Below are 17,966 nucleotides of genomic sequence, written 5' to 3' on the forward strand. Positions count from 1 at the left end.
ACAGTCTGTACACCGTTGCGGTGTATGTGGGGTTTATAATTTTGTAAGAATTATTAGCAGGATCACCATTTTATTCTTCAAATGCATAATGGCGCGGCCGATATGATTTTCAACGGTTTTGGGTGAGATCGAAAGCTGCTCGGCGATCTCTTTGTGCGAAAGTTCTTCGAACCGGCTCAGCCGGAACACTTTTTTGCGCACGGGCGACAGCTCTTCAATCAACGCTTCAACGTGATTCAGTTCGTCTTTATGTATAATATCCGTTTCCACGCTTAACGCCATTGTTTCATCGGCGTTCACTTCTATATGAGAGCCGGCAGTGCGTTCTTTTCTGAGCAGGTCGATGGTAATACTGCGCGCTATGCGAAAGAGTTGAACGGAGAGATCGAATTGGGTAGAGAGCCTGTGCCGGTTCTCCCACATTTTAATAAAGGTAAGTTGTACGGCTTCTTCTGAAAGATAGGTAGAGCGGGTATGTTTCAGCACAAAATAATACAGCCGGGCATGGTATTGATGATATACCTGTTCAAAGCTTTTGATGTTTCCGCTTTGTATTTGCTGTACACTAATCTCCATAACCAGGCACAAATATCATGAACTCCTCAACGGTTGGGCTGCCTTAACTGATTATCCTATTGTTAATTCAGGGCCTTTCCGGCGTTTATCACCCATAAAACCTCGATCCTGTACTTTACTTTTCCGCCTGCAGGTAATGATATTATTTTACTGTAATAAATATCAATAAACTATGAAGTGATGGGCGCCGATGAGTGGCAGCATGCTCCCTTGCCCGATGGTTTTATCAACATTCCGGTTAAAAAGTGATCAGCTCAAATATGTTGTAATGCTGTTCCCCTGTAATAATATTTTGGCAGTTTAAAATAAATGTACTAATTACGTATATCAATTCACTGGCGCTTTTGAACAAACAGTGAGGCTGCCTTTATGGATTACCAACTGCTTGCCGACGACGTATTGCTTAAGCTATTGAAAATAAGCGACGAACTTGCTTATAAGGAAATTTATTTGCGGTATTGGCGAAAACTGTATATTTCTGCCGTAAGTAAAACAAACAGCAAAGAGGTTGCGGAAGATATCCTTCAAAGCGTATTTACCGACCTCTGGGACCGCCGCGAACGGCATAATATCATCAATATCGCGGCCTATCTTGAAACCGCCGTAAAATACCAGGTCATCAACTACATAAAGAGCGCCATTTCAAAACGGGCGCGGCACACGGGTTTAAGCGAACTGCAAAGTTCCGAAGAAAGTACGGCCGATCTCACGTTGCTGGTGCGGGAATTAAATACCGCTATCGATAAAGCAATCAGTCAATTACCGCAAAAAACACAAACCATTTTCCGCCTGAGCCGTTTTGAGAAACAGTCCAATAAAGATATCTCCCGCATTATGCACCTCTCGGAAAAAGCCGTTGAATATCATATTACCCAATCATTAAAATTACTGCGGCTTAATTTGCAGGACTTTATTTTCATCAGTATTATATTCCTGCTGTATATATAAGTTGTAAAAACGTTTTTTTGACACATTATCCCGCCTGCCAATGGCCCACGAAAAAAAAAGTAAAATTTTTTAGGGTAACACCAGCTTCCGTTTACTAATAATAAGTGACAAAAATGTTCAAATGAACCATAAAGCATTCAAACAGTTACTGAAAAGCTATCTGGATGATTCCTGTACAGATGAAGAAAGGAAGATCATAGATCAATGGTATGAGCTGTTGGGCAATGAGAATATGGACCTGGGCGCCCGGGAAATGGATGAAGTGGAAAGCCGGCTCTGGAGCAAATTGCAAACGGCTTCCCGGGAAAAGAGTGTCGTATTGCCCGAGCGGAAGCGATTCAGGATGTCGTGGAAGTATGCTGCTGCCGCCTGTTTGTTCGCACTGGTTTTATTAAGCGGTATTACATTATGGTTCGGGAAAAACAGGCAAACGCAGGCCGCCGGAACATTGGTTGATACAAAAATAACGCAGGGTTTCCTGGAGCAGTCCAATACCGGCAGTACGCCCAAAACCATACAGCTGGAAGATGGCAGTACGGTTACCATTTATGCCGGATCAACACTGGCTTACCCAAAACATTTTGCCGCCGGTAAACGGGAAGTATACCTGCAGGGCGATGCTTTCTTTGACATCAGCAAAAATGCCAGCCGCCCCTTTTTTGTATACAGCAACAATGTAGTTACCCAGGTGCTGGGTACCAGTTTCGATGTGCGCGGAAAGAACGGACAGGTAGAAGTGGCAGTAAAAACCGGCAGGGTAGCGGTGTATGAAAATAAAGACCAGGTTACCCTCGATGAAGTGCAGCAGAAATCGAACGGGGTTATTATTACGCCTAATCAGAAAGTAACTTATTACCAGCTGGAAAGACATTTTATTACATCCATTGTAGACCAGCCGGTGCCGGTGATCAAAGGAGAAAAAAATGCCGAAGCGAATTTCAATTATAACGAAACGCCATTATATAAGGTCTTGCGCGACCTGGAAGAAACATATGAACTGGAGATCGTTCTGGAGAACGATAAGATCAGGAATTGTTTGTTTACCGGTGATCTTACGGTGCAAACCCTGTTCAATAAACTGGAAGGTATTTGCCTTGTTTTTAATGCCACTTACGAGATAAAAGGAACCAAAATACTGTTGAAAGCGGTAAAAGATTGCCCTTAACCAACTGATTGCTTATTGTTCACTTCAAAAAAACTGCCATATGAGTTATATTAAAACATAGACATCTGCAAAAATAAAAGCCAGCAATATTCGCAGTATTGCCGGCTTCAGCATCCCGTTAACAAAACGGGAAGGGTTTTGCCCGCTCCATTATTCACGTTCAAAACCAGCCACAATTTATGGAAAATAAGTTACTTATTGCTTTAACCCGGTTAGCAATGAGATTAATGATCATTCAGATACTGATTGCTTTTACTGTGTTTTCTTCCTACGCCATTCCGGCGAACGGGCAGGAGGCGCTGCATAGAAAACTTTCCATGACCGTTAACAATACAGAATTAAAAACTGTTTTGGAAAAAGTACAAACGGCCGTGGACGCCAAATTTGTTTTTAGTTCAACCATCATTAACGTAAAAAGAAAAGTGAGTTTTTCCGTACAGGATAAAACACTGGCCGAATTTCTGAAAACGATCGTTCAGCCTTTAGGCATCACCTACAGGGCCGTTGGAAATATGATCATCCTGTATGATGCAAAATCACCTGAGCTTACGAATAATAATGCCACTGTTATTCTTACTGCTCCCGCTGAAGAAAAACGAATAGACCGCGAGATCGCAGGTGTAGTGCTGAACGATAAAAAGGAACCTGTCGTAGGGGCTTCTGTATTTATTCAGGGTACTACCATTGGTACAACCACCGATGCAGGCGGAAAGTTCCGTTTGATGGTTCCGGGTAATGAAACAGTGACCCTGGAAATTTCTTATGTCGGTTACCAGACCCAGAAGATAGAAGTAAACGAAAATACCGCCTCGGTAAACGTTACCATGAATGCCAGTGTGGGTGGATTGAATGAAGTGATCGTAATTGGTTATGGTACGCAACGCAAAGGCGATGTTACCAGTGCGGTTGCATCGGTTAAGGCGGAGAATTTTATCAAAGGTTCCGTAAGGGATGCTGGTCAGTTGATCCAGGGAAAAGTGGCGGGTTTGACAGTGGTGAACCCAAGCGGCGACCCAACCGGTTCTTCGCAGATCATATTGAGAGGCCAGTCGACCCTGATGGGGCAGAACCAGAATCCCCTGGTGCTGATAGACGGGGTTCCCGGCGACCTGCGGATGATCACGCCGCAGGATATTGAAAGCATCGACGTATTGAAAGACGGTTCCGCAGCCGCTATTTACGGTACCCGTGGTACCAACGGGGTTATCTTCATTACTACAAAAAGAGCCGGCGCCAATAACAGAACGTCGGTCGATTACGGCGCATTTGCCAGTGTTCAAACCATTGCCCGCAAACTCGATATGTCAACGGCAGGCGATATGCGTGCGCAGATCGCTGCAGGGCAGCGGCAGAACCAGTTGATAGATCAGGGCGCCAGTACCGACTGGCTGAAAGAAATCACCAGAACGCCATTCTCGCAGGACCACAACCTCACCGTGCGCGGCGGTAATTCAACTACCAATTACCTGGCCAGCCTGAACTATGACAATGCGCAGGGTTTATTCCTGAAATCGTACAACCAGTTATTTGCGGGCCGTTTCGATATTAACCACAGCATGTTCAACAACCGGCTCAAAGTGAACATTAATGCCTTTAGTTCTTCCCGAAAGTTAAACGGGTTCAATACCGGCCAATACCTGCAGGCCCTCAGGCAAAACCCTACGGCGCCGGTAAAAAATCCTGATGGCACCTGGTTCCAGGAGTTAAGTAAATTCGAGTATCAAAGCCCCGTATCGGATCTGCATGAAAGTGATGGACAAACCAATGAAGCGCTCACGCGGTTCAACGGTTCCCTGGCGTACACACCGGTTAAAGGGTTGAAATTATCGGCTTTATTCTCTTATTCGAAATGGATGCAGGAATATGGTTATGCCGAAACCAAACAACACGTTTCCACACTCAGGGATAGCCGCAACGGTTATGCCCGCACAGGCGGCGCCGAATCGATAGACCGGTTGATGGAACTGACGGCTGAATATTCAAAGTCGCTGTTGAACCACAACTTCACGTTGTTGGGCGGATACAGTTACCAGGAGAATGATTACAACAATCATTTCATGGAGAACTGGGACTTTCCTACAGATATCTTTGGCTGGCATAACATAGGGTTGGGAAGGGCTATCAGCAGTGGCGATTTTGTAAACCTTATCAGGAATTTCCGGTCAGAAACCAACCTGATCGGTTTCTTTGGCAGGCTTTCCTACAATTATGATCAGAAGTACCTGTTCATGGCCAGCATTCGCCGCGAAGCGGCCAGCCAGTTATGGGGCACCAATAATAAATGGGGCGTATTTCCCGCGGTATCTGCCGGCTGGCGCATCAGCCGCGAAGCATTTATGGATGGACAGGATATCATCAACGACCTGAAGTTAAGAGCAGGGTATGGGGTTACCGGTTCACAGCCTTCCGACCTTTTCCGCGGTGTGGCATTGCTTGGTTACAGCGGTTTTGTTTTGTCGAATGGCGCATGGATCCAAACGCTGGTGCCTACGCAAAACGCCAATCCCGATCTGAAATGGGAAGAAAAACGCGAAACGAATATCGGCCTCGACTTCAGCTTATTGAATAACCGCATCGGCGGTAGCATCGATCTGTACAACCGCCAGATCCATAACCTGCTTTATTTATTCGAAGTGCCCAGTCCGCCAAACCTGTACAATCGTACACTCGCCAACGTTGGTACGCTGGAAAATAAAGGGATCGAGATCTCGCTGAATTTTGTTCCCGTCTCCAAAAAAGATTTTCAATGGAATTCCACACTTAACTTTTCTACCAATTCCAATAAGCTGAAGAGCCTTTCGAATGATCTTTATAAAACATCCACCGATTACCTGCGGGTAGGCGCTATTTTTCCGCCCATACAAACCTTCTCGCACCTGTTGAAGGTTGGCGGACCGGTTGGTGATTTTTATGGATACAAAGTGATAGATGTGGGTAACGACCCGGCAGATGTAGCCAACTATGGGCAATGGATCTATGAAGGTAAGGATGGCAAGCCCGTAAACTATACCGCATTTGGCCATTCGTTTGAAGATAAAAAAGTAATCGGCAACGGCCTGCCCAAATATTACCTGGCATGGAACAACAACTTCCGGTATAAGAACTGGGACCTGGCCATCACACAACGGGGCGCTTTCAAATTCCAGGTGGCGAACCTGCAGCGGATGATGTTTGAGAACCCAACGCAGGCGCAATACAATCTTTTGAAGAATGCGTATGACCCCGTATTCGGCAAAACACAGTTGAAATCGCCGGTTGAATTCAATAGCTATTATATTGAAAATGGCGATTTCTGGAAGATCGATAACATAACGCTCGGGTATAATGTAAAGACAGCCGGTTTAAAGTATATCAGGTCGGCCCGGTTTTATATAGCCACCCTGAACACATTTATTATTACAGGTTATAAGGGTATAGATCCTGAAGTGAGTTTACGCAATGGTACTTCTTCCGCCCAGTCGGGCGTGGTACAGGTGCCCACTTCAGGTCTCGATCCCGGAATGGATTCGCCGTTCAAATATCCAACCACCCGTTCTTTCAGTGTTGGACTAAACGTTACATTCTAACCTTTAATTGAAAAAGAAATGAAGAAGACAAACTATTATATAGTGCCGGGCATGCTGTCGATCCTGATCACCGCCATGTTGTTCAGTGCCTGCACCAAACTGAAAAGCGATTCTTACAACCAGATCATTTCAGGTGAATTCGTTCCTGCCGGCTCCGACCTGCCGGCGCTGGCGGGTGCTGCCTATGTTGACTGGCGCGGCCTGCTGTTACAATGGAATACGGTATACAGGGCGCAGGAAGTTTCAGGCGATCAAATGCTAACACCCGCCCGGCCGAATGGCTGGGTCGACGGTGGTGTTTACCGGCGCATTCACGAGCATAAATGGACAACCGAAGATGATATTGTGATCAATATCTGGACGAGGGCCTACCAGGGGATCACCAATTGTAACCGCATCATTTACCAGGTACAATCAGGCGCCATACCCGTTGCAGAAAAAGATACTGCCGCGCTGGTTTCTGAAATGAAATTGCTGCGCGCATCCTATTACTGGATCTTATGTGACATCTATGGCAATGTACCAATCGTTGACAGGTTTGATGTACCGGCCGGATTTCTGCCCAAACAAAATAAAAGAAAGGAAGTATATGATTTTATAGTGAGTGATCTGCTGGCCAATATTCCACGGGTGACCGATGAAGTGAGCACGAAGACCTATGGTAAGTTCAATAAGTGGGCGGGCCTTGCTTTGCTGGCGAAAATGTACCTGAATGCGGAAGTATATTCCGGTACGCCGCAATGGGATAAATGCCGGGTTGTTTGCGATACGATCATCAACTTCGCGGTAAGCTCGGGTAAGATTGCCCTCGAGGCTAATCAAAAGAATGTATTTGTAACAAACAACGAGAATTCAAAAGAGATCATTTTTGCCCTGCCTTTCGATTCAAAATACGTAAACGAGTGGAATTCTTTTGATATTCATATGCAAACGCTGCAGCCCCAAAACCAAAAAACATACAACCTGCAGTCTTCTCCCTGGGGCGGCGTATGCGCGGTACCGCAGTTTATAAACACATTTGATCCCGGGGACAGCCGTTTGCTCGATAACTACATAAGAGGTCAGCAATTTTCGGCAACCGGCGATAGCCTTTTTGGCGCCATGGGCGCGTTTGTTGGTAAACCGCTGGCTTATCGCAATGAACTGCCCGGAGTAGACCTGTCGGAAGAAGTAGATGGTTTTCGCCTCGGAAAATTTGAAATAGCTATGAATGCCACGAACCGGCTGAGCAACGACTGGCCGCTTTTCAGGTATGCCGATATCCTGATGATGAAAGCGGAATGTTTGTTAAGGCTGGGAAGTGCCGATGAGGCTGCTGTAATTGTTACGCAGGTGCGTCAGCGCGCATTCAAATTAAACCCGGCAAAAGCGGTGGTAACCGGCGTGCAACTGGCAGGCGGAAGCACATATGACTACGGGCTTCGGAATCACCTGACCTCAACTTTTGAAGGCGGCGCCGATATTCAGTATGGCCGTTTTCTCGATGAACTGGGTTGGGAGTTTAACCAGGAGGCACGCAGAAGAACGGATATGATCCGGTTCAATGTATTTACAAAAAAATCATGGTTATCGCACTCACCGAATGGGGACTATCGCAGTTTATATCCCATTCCAAAAACTGAGATAGATAAAAATGCCAACCTGAAACCGAACCCGGGTTATTAGTGATAATTTTTGAATTTGGGATGTTGAGATTTCACCTGGCTTCAGCCTTCCGATAAATCTCGAAATCCCAGAATCAGAAAACTCAAAATCAACAAAGGACGTTAAATGAATAAAAGGATCTTTCTATTCTCCCTGCTGCTGACCGGTACGATAACTACTTCCTGGTCACAATCTTTTAAGCAAACCCCCAACGGCATCAAAACCAACATTCAGTCAATGAATGTGGAAGTGCAGTTTTTTACGCCCCGGATAGTGCGCATAATAAAATCGCCTGCAGGTGCTGCAACAAAAAGCGCAAGTCTTTCGGTTATTGCCACGCCGCAAAAGAGCACATTGACAGTAGCTGCGCAGCATAATGAATTGACGGTGCGAAGCAGTGCATTACAGGTAAAGATCGATAAGAATTCGGGCGCCATTCGTTTTTACGAGGTAAAGGGAAATTTATTATTACAGGAAAAGGAGAACGGTACCCGCTTTGCACCCGGCAGGGATACGGGCAGTTATGAAGTGGAGCAGCTGTTTCAGTTAAGTGCAGGTGAGCCGGTGTACGGTTTAGGCCAGCATCAGCAGGGTGTTCTGAACCAGCGCGGCCGGCAGGTACAACTTAAACAAAACAACATGCAGATAGCCGTACCCTTCTTTCAGTCGGTAAAAGGGTATGGCGTATACTGGGATAATTATTCAACAACAAATTTTAAGGATGGTATTGACGGCGCCTCTTTTCAATCGGAAGTGGCTGATGCTGCAGATTATTATTTCATTTATGGAGGAAATGCCGACAAGGTAATTGCCGGTTACCGCCAGCTTACGGGGCAGGCGCCGCTTTTTCCCCGCTGGACGTTCGGTTACTGGCAAAGCCGGGAACGATATAAAAGCCAGGATGAAACGATTGGGGTTGTACGAAAATACAGGGAGCTGGGCGTTCCTTTAGATGGTATTGTGCAGGACTGGCAATACTGGAGCGAGGATGAAAGTTATTGGAATTCTACCGAGTTTGGCAATCCGCGTTTTCCCGAACCACGGAAGATGGTAGATAGTGTACATAAAATGAATGCGCACATCATTATTTCGGTATGGCCTTCGTTCGGAAATAAAACGAAGATATACCAGGCGTTCAAAGAGCGGAATATGTTGTTTGGAGATTTTGTTACCTGGCCTGTAAACCAGAACGTAGAAGTGTATGATGCATTCAACCCGCACGCCCGGGATATTTACTGGAGTTACATGAACAAAAACATTTTCTCCATCGGTATCGACGGCTGGTGGCTCGATTCAACCGAGCCTGATCACCTGAAAGAAAAGGAAAGCGATGAAGCGCACAAAACATACCTCGGCACTTACCGGAAAGTACGGAACGCATACCCGCTTATACACACCGGCGGTGTATACAAACATCAAAGGGATGCAACTGACAATAAAAGGGTCTTTATTCTGGCCAGGTCGGCTTTCGCCGGTCAGCAGCGGTTTGGCACCATGATGTGGTCGGGTGATGTGCAATCGGGATGGAACGTTTTCCGCAAACAGATCTCCGGCGGGCTCAATCTTTCTTTATCGGGCCTGCCGTACTGGAACAGTGATATCGGCGGTTTCTTTTCAGGTAGAAATTATCCAAAAGGCGTGAATGATGCTGCCTTTCATGAACTGTATGTACGCTGGTTGCAGTTCGGCGCTTTTTGCCCAATGATGCGTTCTCATGGAACAGACACGCCCCGGGAGATCTATCAGTTCGGCGCCAAAGGCGACTGGGCTTATGATGCAATTAAAAAGTTCATCGATCTCCGTTACCGGTTGCTGGCTTATAATTACTCCCACGCATGGCAGGTAACTGCCCGTGCAGGCACCATGATGCGCGCCCTGGTAATGGATTTTGCCGCTGATGAAAAAGTATGGAATATCGACAACGAGTATATGTTTGGAAAATCACTGTTGGTATGCCCCGTAACCGATTCCATGTATACAGGCAGAAAGAACGGTGAAACCACGGTTGATCTTCAAACGATCAAAAAACAAAAATTGTATTTGCCTGCAGGTACCAGCTGGTTCGACTTCTGGACCGGTGAAAAGCTGCAGGGCGGGCAGGAGGTGGAAAAAGAAACACCTGTTGACGTTATGCCTTTATATGTAAAAGCAGGATCGATCATCCCGTTAAGCCCGCTTCAGCAATACGCGGGCGAAAAGAAAGAAGATACACTGGAAGTGAGGATCTACGAAGGCGCCGATGGTAATTTTACTTTGTATGAAGATGAAGGCGACAATTACAATTATGAAAAGGGAAAGTATGCCACCATTGAATTTGTATGGAATAACAAAGCCGGTACGTTGACGATCAAAGACCGTAAGGGCAGTTTTCAGGGAATGCGCGAACGTAAAACATTTAATGTGGTTCTGGTGAACAGCAAAAATGGAACTGGCATGGAAATACCCCGGCAGGTTGATAGGGTAATACATTATACAGGCAAAACGGCGGTCAACACCATCAGGCCGTAAACAAATGAACCTGAAATTAAAGTAACAACAGTGAGCCTGCTGGAATCTCACTGTTGTTTATTTTTGGTTTTTCTATAGGTGTCTGTACCAATATTATCGCTACCCTTTTTTTGGGTAAATATGTCGTCAAAAAACAGGATTACAACCGCGTTGAAAGGAGTTTTATTGATGGGAGTCAGGATTTATAGGGAGAAACCCATATAAAGGAACTACAGGTAAAATATTAGGTTCAAATAAAATGCCACGATGCCTGTCTGCCGGGCTTTATACGTAAGGGGTGTGTAGAGATTCCGGGCGAAGCTGGTTGTGCGCGTATATGCGCAGCAATAAAATGAATCATGCAAACGTCGTTGGCGATAGCCGTTAAGAACAACCGTACTGAAGATAATGGTTGAATTAAGCTTATTTATAATGCTAGTTTTCATGCTCTTCCGACATAATTAATGTGTATTCCTGCCAATACTTTTTCCGCGCAATTTCCGTTTGTAGCGGAAATATTTCTTCAACCCTTTGAAACATGTCGAAATTAAATCTTATTACTGAGCAGGAAGCCAACGAACGATTTCAGATCTTAAAATACATCAGGGGAAAATTGGGCAAAACAGGACGGTATTTGTTGCTGGAAGGCAATGTGGAGATGGAGGGCGATACCGACCTGCAGGTGCTTTGTTCCAATGCGAAAGCGAACGGGGTAATTGTGCATGGTGATCTGACAATAAAGGGCATCCTGTATCAGCCAGACATAGATCATGGGGAAACCTTGTTCGTTACCGGAAACGTGAACGCCAAAAGCGTCAATAAAGGCGGCGCTGAATTTTATATCCTCGGCAACCTGGCGGTGGAGCAAACCATTTACGGCTATTACAACCATGGCAGCCTGGTAGTGGAAGGCGATACGGAAGCCGTTACCATATTTGCCGAAGATCATTATTTCAGGTTTGGCGGCGATGTGCAGGGACTAGTGATTGATACCGGCAAAATAGATGGGGTAGAAGCTGATTATAAGACAACCGAGCCGCTTTTAGACGAGTTGATCAAAAACGATCATTACAGCGATACCGGAACGCTTAGTCAATACATCAACACCGGGCGGCATATTGTCGATCCTGAATATATTTCTGCATTGAAACGGAACTGGGTGTATGATGCGGCAAATACGGTTGCTGCAAAACCGCAGTTGATCAGTTTGCCTGAAGCCAGGGACCGGTTCAACCTTAACAGGTATGAACCCTTTGGTGAATTCAATTTCGATAAGATCATCCTGCTCGACGGCCATGCTTTTATTGATGGCGATCTGAACCAGGAATGGACTGCAAAAACCCTGGAAGCACTGGGTGAAGGGCCGGGGCTTAATGATACACTTATACTGGTAAATGGTACGCTTACCGTGGCCGGCGCCATAAGACCATCTGATGAAAGTTTCCCTTTTTTGCTGGTGTTGGGCAATGTGCAATGCGATGTGCTGCTGAGTTATGATGAATGTATTCATATTACCGGTGATGCCGATATCACCTATGCCTTCGACGGAAACTACAATGACGGCAGTATCGTCATAGAAGGGAAAACGCGTGTACCCTATGTCCTGAATTCGGATCACAGTTCAAGGATAGATCCGGAAGGCGCTATCCTGATCAATTACTTTGGCGATTTCGACGATTTCTTCGATTACGATTATACCAGAAAGGATTTTGAGCGGGTGATCGTGTCTTCCGTGCTTGACCAGAAAGGGAGAATCATCCCGCCGGCATTTATCAAACTCCTGAAAGCCGGGAAATCGCCTTTAAAAAAAGGAGCGCGTCCCGCGCGGCTGATCCTCGAAGAAGAATTAAAAAAAACGGGCACCGCAACGGCTGATGTAGTGGAGCTTGACCTGAGCGGTAAAAAACTGAAGGAGTTCCCGTTGGCATTGACAAAACTCACTTCACTCAGGAAACTCATCCTGAACGACAACTATATTGAAAGCATACCGGCGGGTATAAGCAACCTGGCGAACCTCGAAGAATTTCATGTCGAAAAATGCGGGTTGAAAAACCTGGCGCCGGAGATTGGGCTGTTACCCAACCTGAAAATATTGAATGTGGCCAATAATGGTGAACTGGCATTGCCTGAAAGCATCAATAAGCTGTCATCGCTGCGCACACTGAATATCTCCTATAATAAAGGTTTTGGTTTACCGGGCGATGTGGGCAAACTGACAAGTCTGGAAGAACTGATATGTTACCAGTGCAGTACCGCAGCGCCCATCGAATTTCCTCCCGCTATAACCCGGTTAAAAGGATTGAAGTGTTTGCTGATGGGCAGCAATTCTATTTTATCTGTTCCTGAAAGTTTTCTCGAGCTGCAAAACCTGGAGGAATTGAACCTGAATGGGAGTTTGAGTTATTTAAATGCACTGCCAGCGTTTTCAAAATTGAAAAATTTAAAGGTGCTGCATGCCAGCGGGTTGATCAACTATACTGCAAGTCCTGCGGCAAAGCAAAGTTTGCTGCGATCATTCTTTACCATCACCAGCCTCGAAGTATTGCATCTCGACCGCCATGGTGAGCGGAAAGAAAAGTTCATAAAGATGAACGAATTTGAAGAAATGCAAAACAACCTTGCGCATGATCCCGAACGGCTGGCAGAACTAAATGCCAGGCTAACGCGGGTGCCCAATATCGTATATGGCGATGGCAAAAAAGGTACCCTGCGCGAAGCGTTAAAAGCGGAGCAGCTCGAAGGCATTTCAAATTTACGAAACCTTAAAGTGCTTGACCTTTCTTTTAACGGCCTCACCAGTTTGCCGGAAGAAATATTTGCATTGAAGGGCCTGCGATCTTTAGACCTTCAGTACAACAGGTTACCGGCAGATGAACAGTTAAAGATCAGCAGCAACCTGCCGGGCTGCGAAATAAATTTTCAGCACAATGCAGGTTAACGCGGAACACGGACCGCGGAACGCCGGTTCCCGGAATTTGTTCTTTACGGATTATAGCATTCCACCCGAAATTCGGGAATGGCGGGTTATGTTCGGCCGTAACCTATAAGCATTTCACCGGTCAGTGAGCTTATTTGATCCCCAGCATTGGTTTGCTGATAATGAATTTGTCGATTAGTCCTGATGGATTTGTACCGTCGAACTCATCAAAGCCAAGCACAAAGGCAGGTGCGGGCATAAAAAAGCGGATAGCGTTGGTTACCTCTTCAAGATATTCCGTTGCGTATCCGTTGGTTATTTTGCTTGTTTGAATGGCAGTGTCCCAGTTGGTCGATTGTTCCGATCTCAGCGCCAGGAAAGGGATGATAAAGGGAACGTATTTACTGAAGGCCGGGTTTTCTTCGTAGCTTAACCTTGAGTCGGGCCACATATGCATTTCCCTGAAAGCTGATGAGGCGCCCATGGTATACACCGCCCGTTCTTCTTTAATATTCCGGAACATTTCCTCTTTGTTCTTATTGACGGCCATTTTTATAAAGGAATCTGTCCACACTGTGAGCCCTTTCCTGTTGATGGTAAAGTAGGGGTGAAATGAATTGGCGATACAAACGCCACCCACACGACCGATCACCATTTGATACAGGTTATTGAAGGCCTGCACATCGCCTGAAGTTCGGTTGGGATTGTTTGTAATACCGTAGAGATAATAAAAGCTGAAATCTTCTAACTCGAGGTTCGTGTCGCTTACAAATGAAGAAGGAATGGCTTCTTCCTGCGTTTTTTTGAACAGACTTAATAACGCCATGGTTTTTACTGGATTTGGATTTTAACTATAACGTAAATATATATTATATATAGTATTCTTGCAAGTTATAATCGTTAAACCCACATATATTTACGGTAAATCGACTAATACGACCGTTAGTTGGTCTGCTATTAAAAATTATTTTTATCCATCTGATGAAAGCAGCGAACGCAGGTCGACGCTGGTATTCTCGCGGCGGAAGGCCCAGGCGGCCGAACTGACGGTACCAGGATTACTGTATTTGTGGAAATGCGTCAAAAACGACAGGGCCATATTTTATACAAAGTTCCCCTGTTGCAGGGCATCCGGGTATGTTGGTTCACCTTTTCATCTATGCCCTGCAAAACAAGAATGCCTTGCCGTATTAGCCGGGTTTTAACGGTATTTTAGCACTGCCTGCATCAAAAATCATCAGACCTTAGCGTTACTGAACGGGCCTGAGCTGTAGCATAATTATATTTATAAAAATCGTTTTATGGATATTCATGCCGGTCAGCAACGAAGGTTTCCCGCGGTGGCCACGGCGCTGGTGTTGTTTGCACTATGCATTTACCCGGGCCAATACCTGCTCGCAAAACAATTTCCACAAATAGGCGGACTTGTACAACTTAAACCGGGTTTGGTATTCCTGGAAATTCCGCTTCAATTGCCATTTGTAATAGACCTGCTGCTAGCGCCGGTGTTGTTCCTCGTTTTATATCCGCTGGTAATATTGTTTTCCCCGGGTGGCACCGGAGTGTGGTTCAGGCTAAGAGCCGCTATGACCGGCTTGTTTGCATTACTGTGTTGCATTCTTATTGGCGGACTGACCTATTATTTCCTGCAGCCCCATCTTACGCCGGAGGTTCGCAACGGCATCAATTCCATGGGCATGGCAGTAGATCTGCATATTGCCTATCCCGGTTATGAAGCCCTTGCTTTGCGGGGAAGTATGATCCTGTTTATTTGTTTCGTTGTCGGGATGGTAATATTAATAAAGAAATTGAGAAAACAGCCGTCAACACCATTGACCCGCGAACAACGCATGACGCCGTATGAACGCATGTTGCAGGAACGGCGAATGAATACGCAGTATGGCGTACAGGAACCGCGGAGGATGCCACAGCAGGAGCAGGTAATTGAAAGCCGCAGTTACCTCCCTGTTGAACGTGAACCCGTTCAACAGATGCACGGAAATCACTCTTATTTTTGCCATAGTCAGCCTGTAAGAATATTTAAACCGGAGGCAATGTATTTTATGCCGAAGTGATAATCTGCCGGTAATAAATGTTATTCTGCCATATGTTTCTCATATCATGGGGTTATTAGGTTATCTTCACCTATTATCAACTTTGAATTAATTCCCATATATGAGGTTACAGGTAAGCAGGACAAATGTTCGTTTGAGCCCGGATGTAAGAAAGGTGATCCCACGGTTTTTCAATACCGGCGACGAGCGTTCACGGACATTGATCAGCAGGGTATTGTCATTGCCGGAAGAGGAAGCCAAAGCATTATTGCACCAGGTACAGCATGAATTCAGTAACCGCTATAGTAATATCGGGCTTGTATTTGAAAAGCATTTTGATCTGGTGAAACATTATGTGCCGGAGAAAATAATGCCGGTGTTGTCAATAGAAAAAAAGTTACTCATAGGGTCTTATTTTACTATGGAGTATTCACTGGAGCATGCCGCGCTGTTCAATCCATCGATAGTGGAAGCTCCTGACCAGTCAGACGCTGGCGAAGGGGAAAGAAATGTGATCATAAGTTTCAGGGCAACCGGTGAAGGCCATGTTTCATCGCTTGTTTTTAAACAGGCAAAACTGAACGAAAAGGATGGGATACAATTCGGGCCTTCAGGAAAATATTTATCCGAAGGCCGGGTTACACAAAAGAAACGGAATGAGAAAGGGGCTTTTAAGGAATTGCTTTCTCAAACACTACTGCCTGTTGACATCCGGGAAGATATCTTGAGCCGGTTACCCGATACGTTTTCCTATAAAGAAATTGAAGCAACGTTAAAAACCGCTTTGCATCAGCTTGAGTCCGGCATGGCAAAGAACAAGCTCAGATACGATATTCTGAGTTTGGTAAATACTACTTATGAACTGCATTTTCAATCAGACTCCCTGTTGTCGGAAAGGGTTATTTTTCCCGTGACTTTCACTGAAAAGAACGGCATCGAAGATGCGCGGTTTATCAAGTTCACCGCTGAAGACGGTTCCATTAAATACATGGCCACGTACACGGCTTATGACGGTTCTTTTATTTTACCTCACCTGATCGAAACCAGGGATTTCCTGCATTTTAAAATGTCTGCGCTTCATGGAAAAGCTGCGGTAAATAAAAACCTCGCTTTGTTTCCGCGAATGATCAATGGGCATTATGCCATGATCGCACGGATCGATGGCGTAAATAATTACATCATGTTTTCAGATGATCTGTATTTATGGGAAACGGCTACTTTATTGCAGCAGCCAATGTATCCGTGGGAGTTTATTCAGATCGGCAATGCGGGATCGCCTATAGAAACCACAAGAGGGTGGCTTATAATTACACATGGTGTAGGGCCTATGCGGAAATATTGTCTGGGCGCAAGCCTGTTCGATCTTAACGACCCTGCAAAAGAACTGGGTCGACTGAAATATCCGTTGCTTATGCCCGAGGAAGATGAACGGCATGGTTATGTTCCTAATGTGGTTTATTCATGCGGCTCAATAATTCACGGGGATAAATTATTTATTCCTTATGCGGTTTCTGATTATGCAACCTCATTTGCCACGGTGCCGCTGGAAGCATTGCTTGATGAAATAATGGCTGCCGGATGATCACTTTTTATAATCCACACTGCTTGCGGGCTATATTTTCGTACAGTTGCATATAATGTTCGGCCATTACCCGGCTGCTGAATTTCGTTAAGGCATGTTTCCGGCATGCCTCTCTGCTGATGTTCTTAATATTCCCGGTAGCTGATACGGCTTCCGCAATATTTTGAACTAAAAATCCCGTTTTTCCATGTTTGATCAATTCATTCATAGAGCCGCGGTTAAAGGCGATCACAGGTGTGCCGCACATCATCGATTCTGCCACGCTAAGCCCGAACGGTTCTTCAAAACTTATCGGGTGCAGCAATGCTTTTGCATTTCCCATCAGTTCATTACGTTCCTGCGGCCCAACATTGCCCCTGTATATAACCGATGTATCGTTCAGGTGCGGAGTTACTTTTTCGTGGAAATATTTTTCGTCCTGGATAAGGCCGCAAATAATCAATTGTGTATTTGTCTGACTGGCTATCTGAATGGCTTCATAGGCGCCCTTATGCGGATGTATCCGCCCGAAATACAAAAAATAATCTCCCTTTCCCTGTCCTAAGTCAAATTGCTGCTCATTTATACCATTATAAACAGTGTCGAGGTACTGCAGCGCAGGATGCCTGTCGCTATGGCTTATTGAAACATAAAATGAGTTGCCGTTGTATTTCTTATATACCGGAATAATATCTTCAGATGAAAAACCGTGGATCGTTGTAATAACCGGTTTTCTGATGAGCTTTGACCAGGTGAGGGGCAGGAAGTCAAAATGATTATGGATGATGTCGAACCCCGAAGCCTGTTCCATCAGATTTGAAATGTGAAGGCATTCCCACACTTTTGCATCTGCAGGTTGTTCGCCTAATGGCCGTTGACAAACAGATTGCAGCTTCGCCGCGGTTACAGAGTCCCCGGTGGCAAACAGGGTAACGTCCATGCCATTCCTTACCAATTCTTCCGTCAGGTCAGACGCAACCTGTTCCCATGGTCCGTATTGTGCTGGTGGCGTTCGCCAGGTTATTGGAGAAAGCACTGCTATTTTCAT

The 17,966-nt window shown here is 45.5% G+C and carries 11 protein-coding genes; 8 read left to right on the forward strand and 3 right to left on the reverse strand.

What is annotated here, in order from left to right:
• Positions 1-33: 33 nt before the first annotated feature.
• The gene (locus A4R26_RS01895) at positions 34-576 is read right to left on the reverse strand and encodes an RNA polymerase sigma factor (RefSeq protein ID WP_081159190.1); all 543 of its coding nucleotides are present in this window, start codon (positions 574-576) and stop codon (positions 34-36) included.
• Positions 577-945: 369 nt separating this feature from the next.
• Here A4R26_RS01895 and A4R26_RS01900 point away from each other — a divergent pair, with 369 nt between their 5' ends.
• From A4R26_RS01900 to A4R26_RS01925, 6 genes are all read left to right on the forward strand, one after another.
• Positions 946-1,524 (forward strand): sigma-70 family RNA polymerase sigma factor, encoded by a 579-nt coding sequence (locus A4R26_RS01900; RefSeq protein ID WP_081159192.1) that lies wholly within the window; start codon positions 946-948, stop codon positions 1,522-1,524.
• A 121-nt stretch (positions 1,525-1,645) separates the two neighbouring features.
• Positions 1,646-2,689: a FecR family protein gene (locus tag A4R26_RS01905; protein ID WP_081159194.1), complete on the forward strand. Its 1,044-nt coding sequence runs from the start codon at positions 1,646-1,648 to the stop codon at positions 2,687-2,689.
• A 218-nt stretch (positions 2,690-2,907) separates the two neighbouring features.
• On the forward strand, positions 2,908-6,255 hold the full coding sequence (locus tag A4R26_RS01910) for a SusC/RagA family TonB-linked outer membrane protein (RefSeq protein ID WP_165760116.1): 3,348 nt from the start codon (positions 2,908-2,910) through the stop codon (positions 6,253-6,255).
• An 18-nt stretch (positions 6,256-6,273) separates the two neighbouring features.
• The gene (locus tag A4R26_RS01915; RefSeq protein ID WP_081159196.1) at positions 6,274-7,920 is read left to right on the forward strand and encodes a RagB/SusD family nutrient uptake outer membrane protein; all 1,647 of its coding nucleotides are present in this window, start codon (positions 6,274-6,276) and stop codon (positions 7,918-7,920) included.
• Between the two features lie 105 nt (positions 7,921-8,025).
• Positions 8,026-10,407, forward strand: coding sequence for a glycoside hydrolase family 31 protein (locus tag A4R26_RS01920; RefSeq protein WP_081159198.1), 2,382 nt, complete (start codon positions 8,026-8,028; stop codon positions 10,405-10,407).
• Positions 10,408-10,924: 517 nt separating this feature from the next.
• On the forward strand, positions 10,925-13,324 hold the full coding sequence (locus A4R26_RS01925; RefSeq protein WP_081159200.1) for a leucine-rich repeat domain-containing protein: 2,400 nt from the start codon (positions 10,925-10,927) through the stop codon (positions 13,322-13,324).
• 130 nt (positions 13,325-13,454) lie between these two features.
• Here the strand turns inward: A4R26_RS01925 and A4R26_RS01930 are convergent, their stop codons facing one another.
• Positions 13,455-14,129: a hypothetical protein gene (locus A4R26_RS01930; protein ID WP_081159202.1), complete on the reverse strand. Its 675-nt coding sequence runs from the start codon at positions 14,127-14,129 to the stop codon at positions 13,455-13,457.
• Between the two features lie 475 nt (positions 14,130-14,604).
• On the opposite strand from A4R26_RS01930, the gene A4R26_RS01935 reads away from it, so the two are divergent.
• Together A4R26_RS01935 and A4R26_RS01940 are read left to right on the forward strand one after the other, a co-directional pair.
• Positions 14,605-15,378 carry a hypothetical protein gene (locus tag A4R26_RS01935; RefSeq protein ID WP_081159204.1) on the forward strand — a complete coding sequence of 258 codons (774 nt, stop codon included), beginning with the start codon at positions 14,605-14,607 and terminating at the stop codon, positions 15,376-15,378.
• Between the two features lie 100 nt (positions 15,379-15,478).
• Positions 15,479-16,939 (forward strand): glycoside hydrolase family 130 protein, encoded by a 1,461-nt coding sequence (locus A4R26_RS01940; RefSeq protein ID WP_081159206.1) that lies wholly within the window; start codon positions 15,479-15,481, stop codon positions 16,937-16,939.
• A 7-nt stretch (positions 16,940-16,946) separates the two neighbouring features.
• On the opposite strand, the gene A4R26_RS01945 is transcribed toward A4R26_RS01940, so the two are convergent.
• The gene (locus tag A4R26_RS01945; protein WP_081159208.1) at positions 16,947-17,966 is read right to left on the reverse strand and encodes a glycosyltransferase family 4 protein; all 1,020 of its coding nucleotides are present in this window, start codon (positions 17,964-17,966) and stop codon (positions 16,947-16,949) included.

The organism is Niastella populi (assembly GCF_002078015.1).
GTDB classification, from domain to species: domain Bacteria; phylum Bacteroidota; class Bacteroidia; order Chitinophagales; family Chitinophagaceae; genus Niastella; species Niastella populi.

Bases quoted from the DNA above. Each gene is read 5' to 3' on its own strand.
- A4R26_RS01895 (WP_081159190.1), bottom strand. From the start codon at position 576: ATGGAGATTAGTGTACAGCAAATACAAAGCGGAAACATCAAAAGCTTT.
- A4R26_RS01900 (WP_081159192.1), top strand. From the start codon at position 946: ATGGATTACCAACTGCTTGCCGACGACGTATTGCTTAAGCTATTGAAA.
- A4R26_RS01905 (WP_081159194.1), top strand. From the start codon at position 1,646: ATGAACCATAAAGCATTCAAACAGTTACTGAAAAGCTATCTGGATGAT.
- A4R26_RS01910 (WP_165760116.1), top strand. From the start codon at position 2,908: ATGAGATTAATGATCATTCAGATACTGATTGCTTTTACTGTGTTTTCT.
- A4R26_RS01915 (WP_081159196.1), top strand. From the start codon at position 6,274: ATGAAGAAGACAAACTATTATATAGTGCCGGGCATGCTGTCGATCCTG.
- A4R26_RS01920 (WP_081159198.1), top strand. From the start codon at position 8,026: ATGAATAAAAGGATCTTTCTATTCTCCCTGCTGCTGACCGGTACGATA.
- A4R26_RS01925 (WP_081159200.1), top strand. From the start codon at position 10,925: ATGTCGAAATTAAATCTTATTACTGAGCAGGAAGCCAACGAACGATTT.
- A4R26_RS01930 (WP_081159202.1), bottom strand. From the start codon at position 14,129: ATGGCGTTATTAAGTCTGTTCAAAAAAACGCAGGAAGAAGCCATTCCT.
- A4R26_RS01935 (WP_081159204.1), top strand. From the start codon at position 14,605: ATGGATATTCATGCCGGTCAGCAACGAAGGTTTCCCGCGGTGGCCACG.
- A4R26_RS01940 (WP_081159206.1), top strand. From the start codon at position 15,479: ATGAGGTTACAGGTAAGCAGGACAAATGTTCGTTTGAGCCCGGATGTA.
- A4R26_RS01945 (WP_081159208.1), bottom strand. From the start codon at position 17,966: ATGAAAATAGCAGTGCTTTCTCCAATAACCTGGCGAACGCCACCAGCA.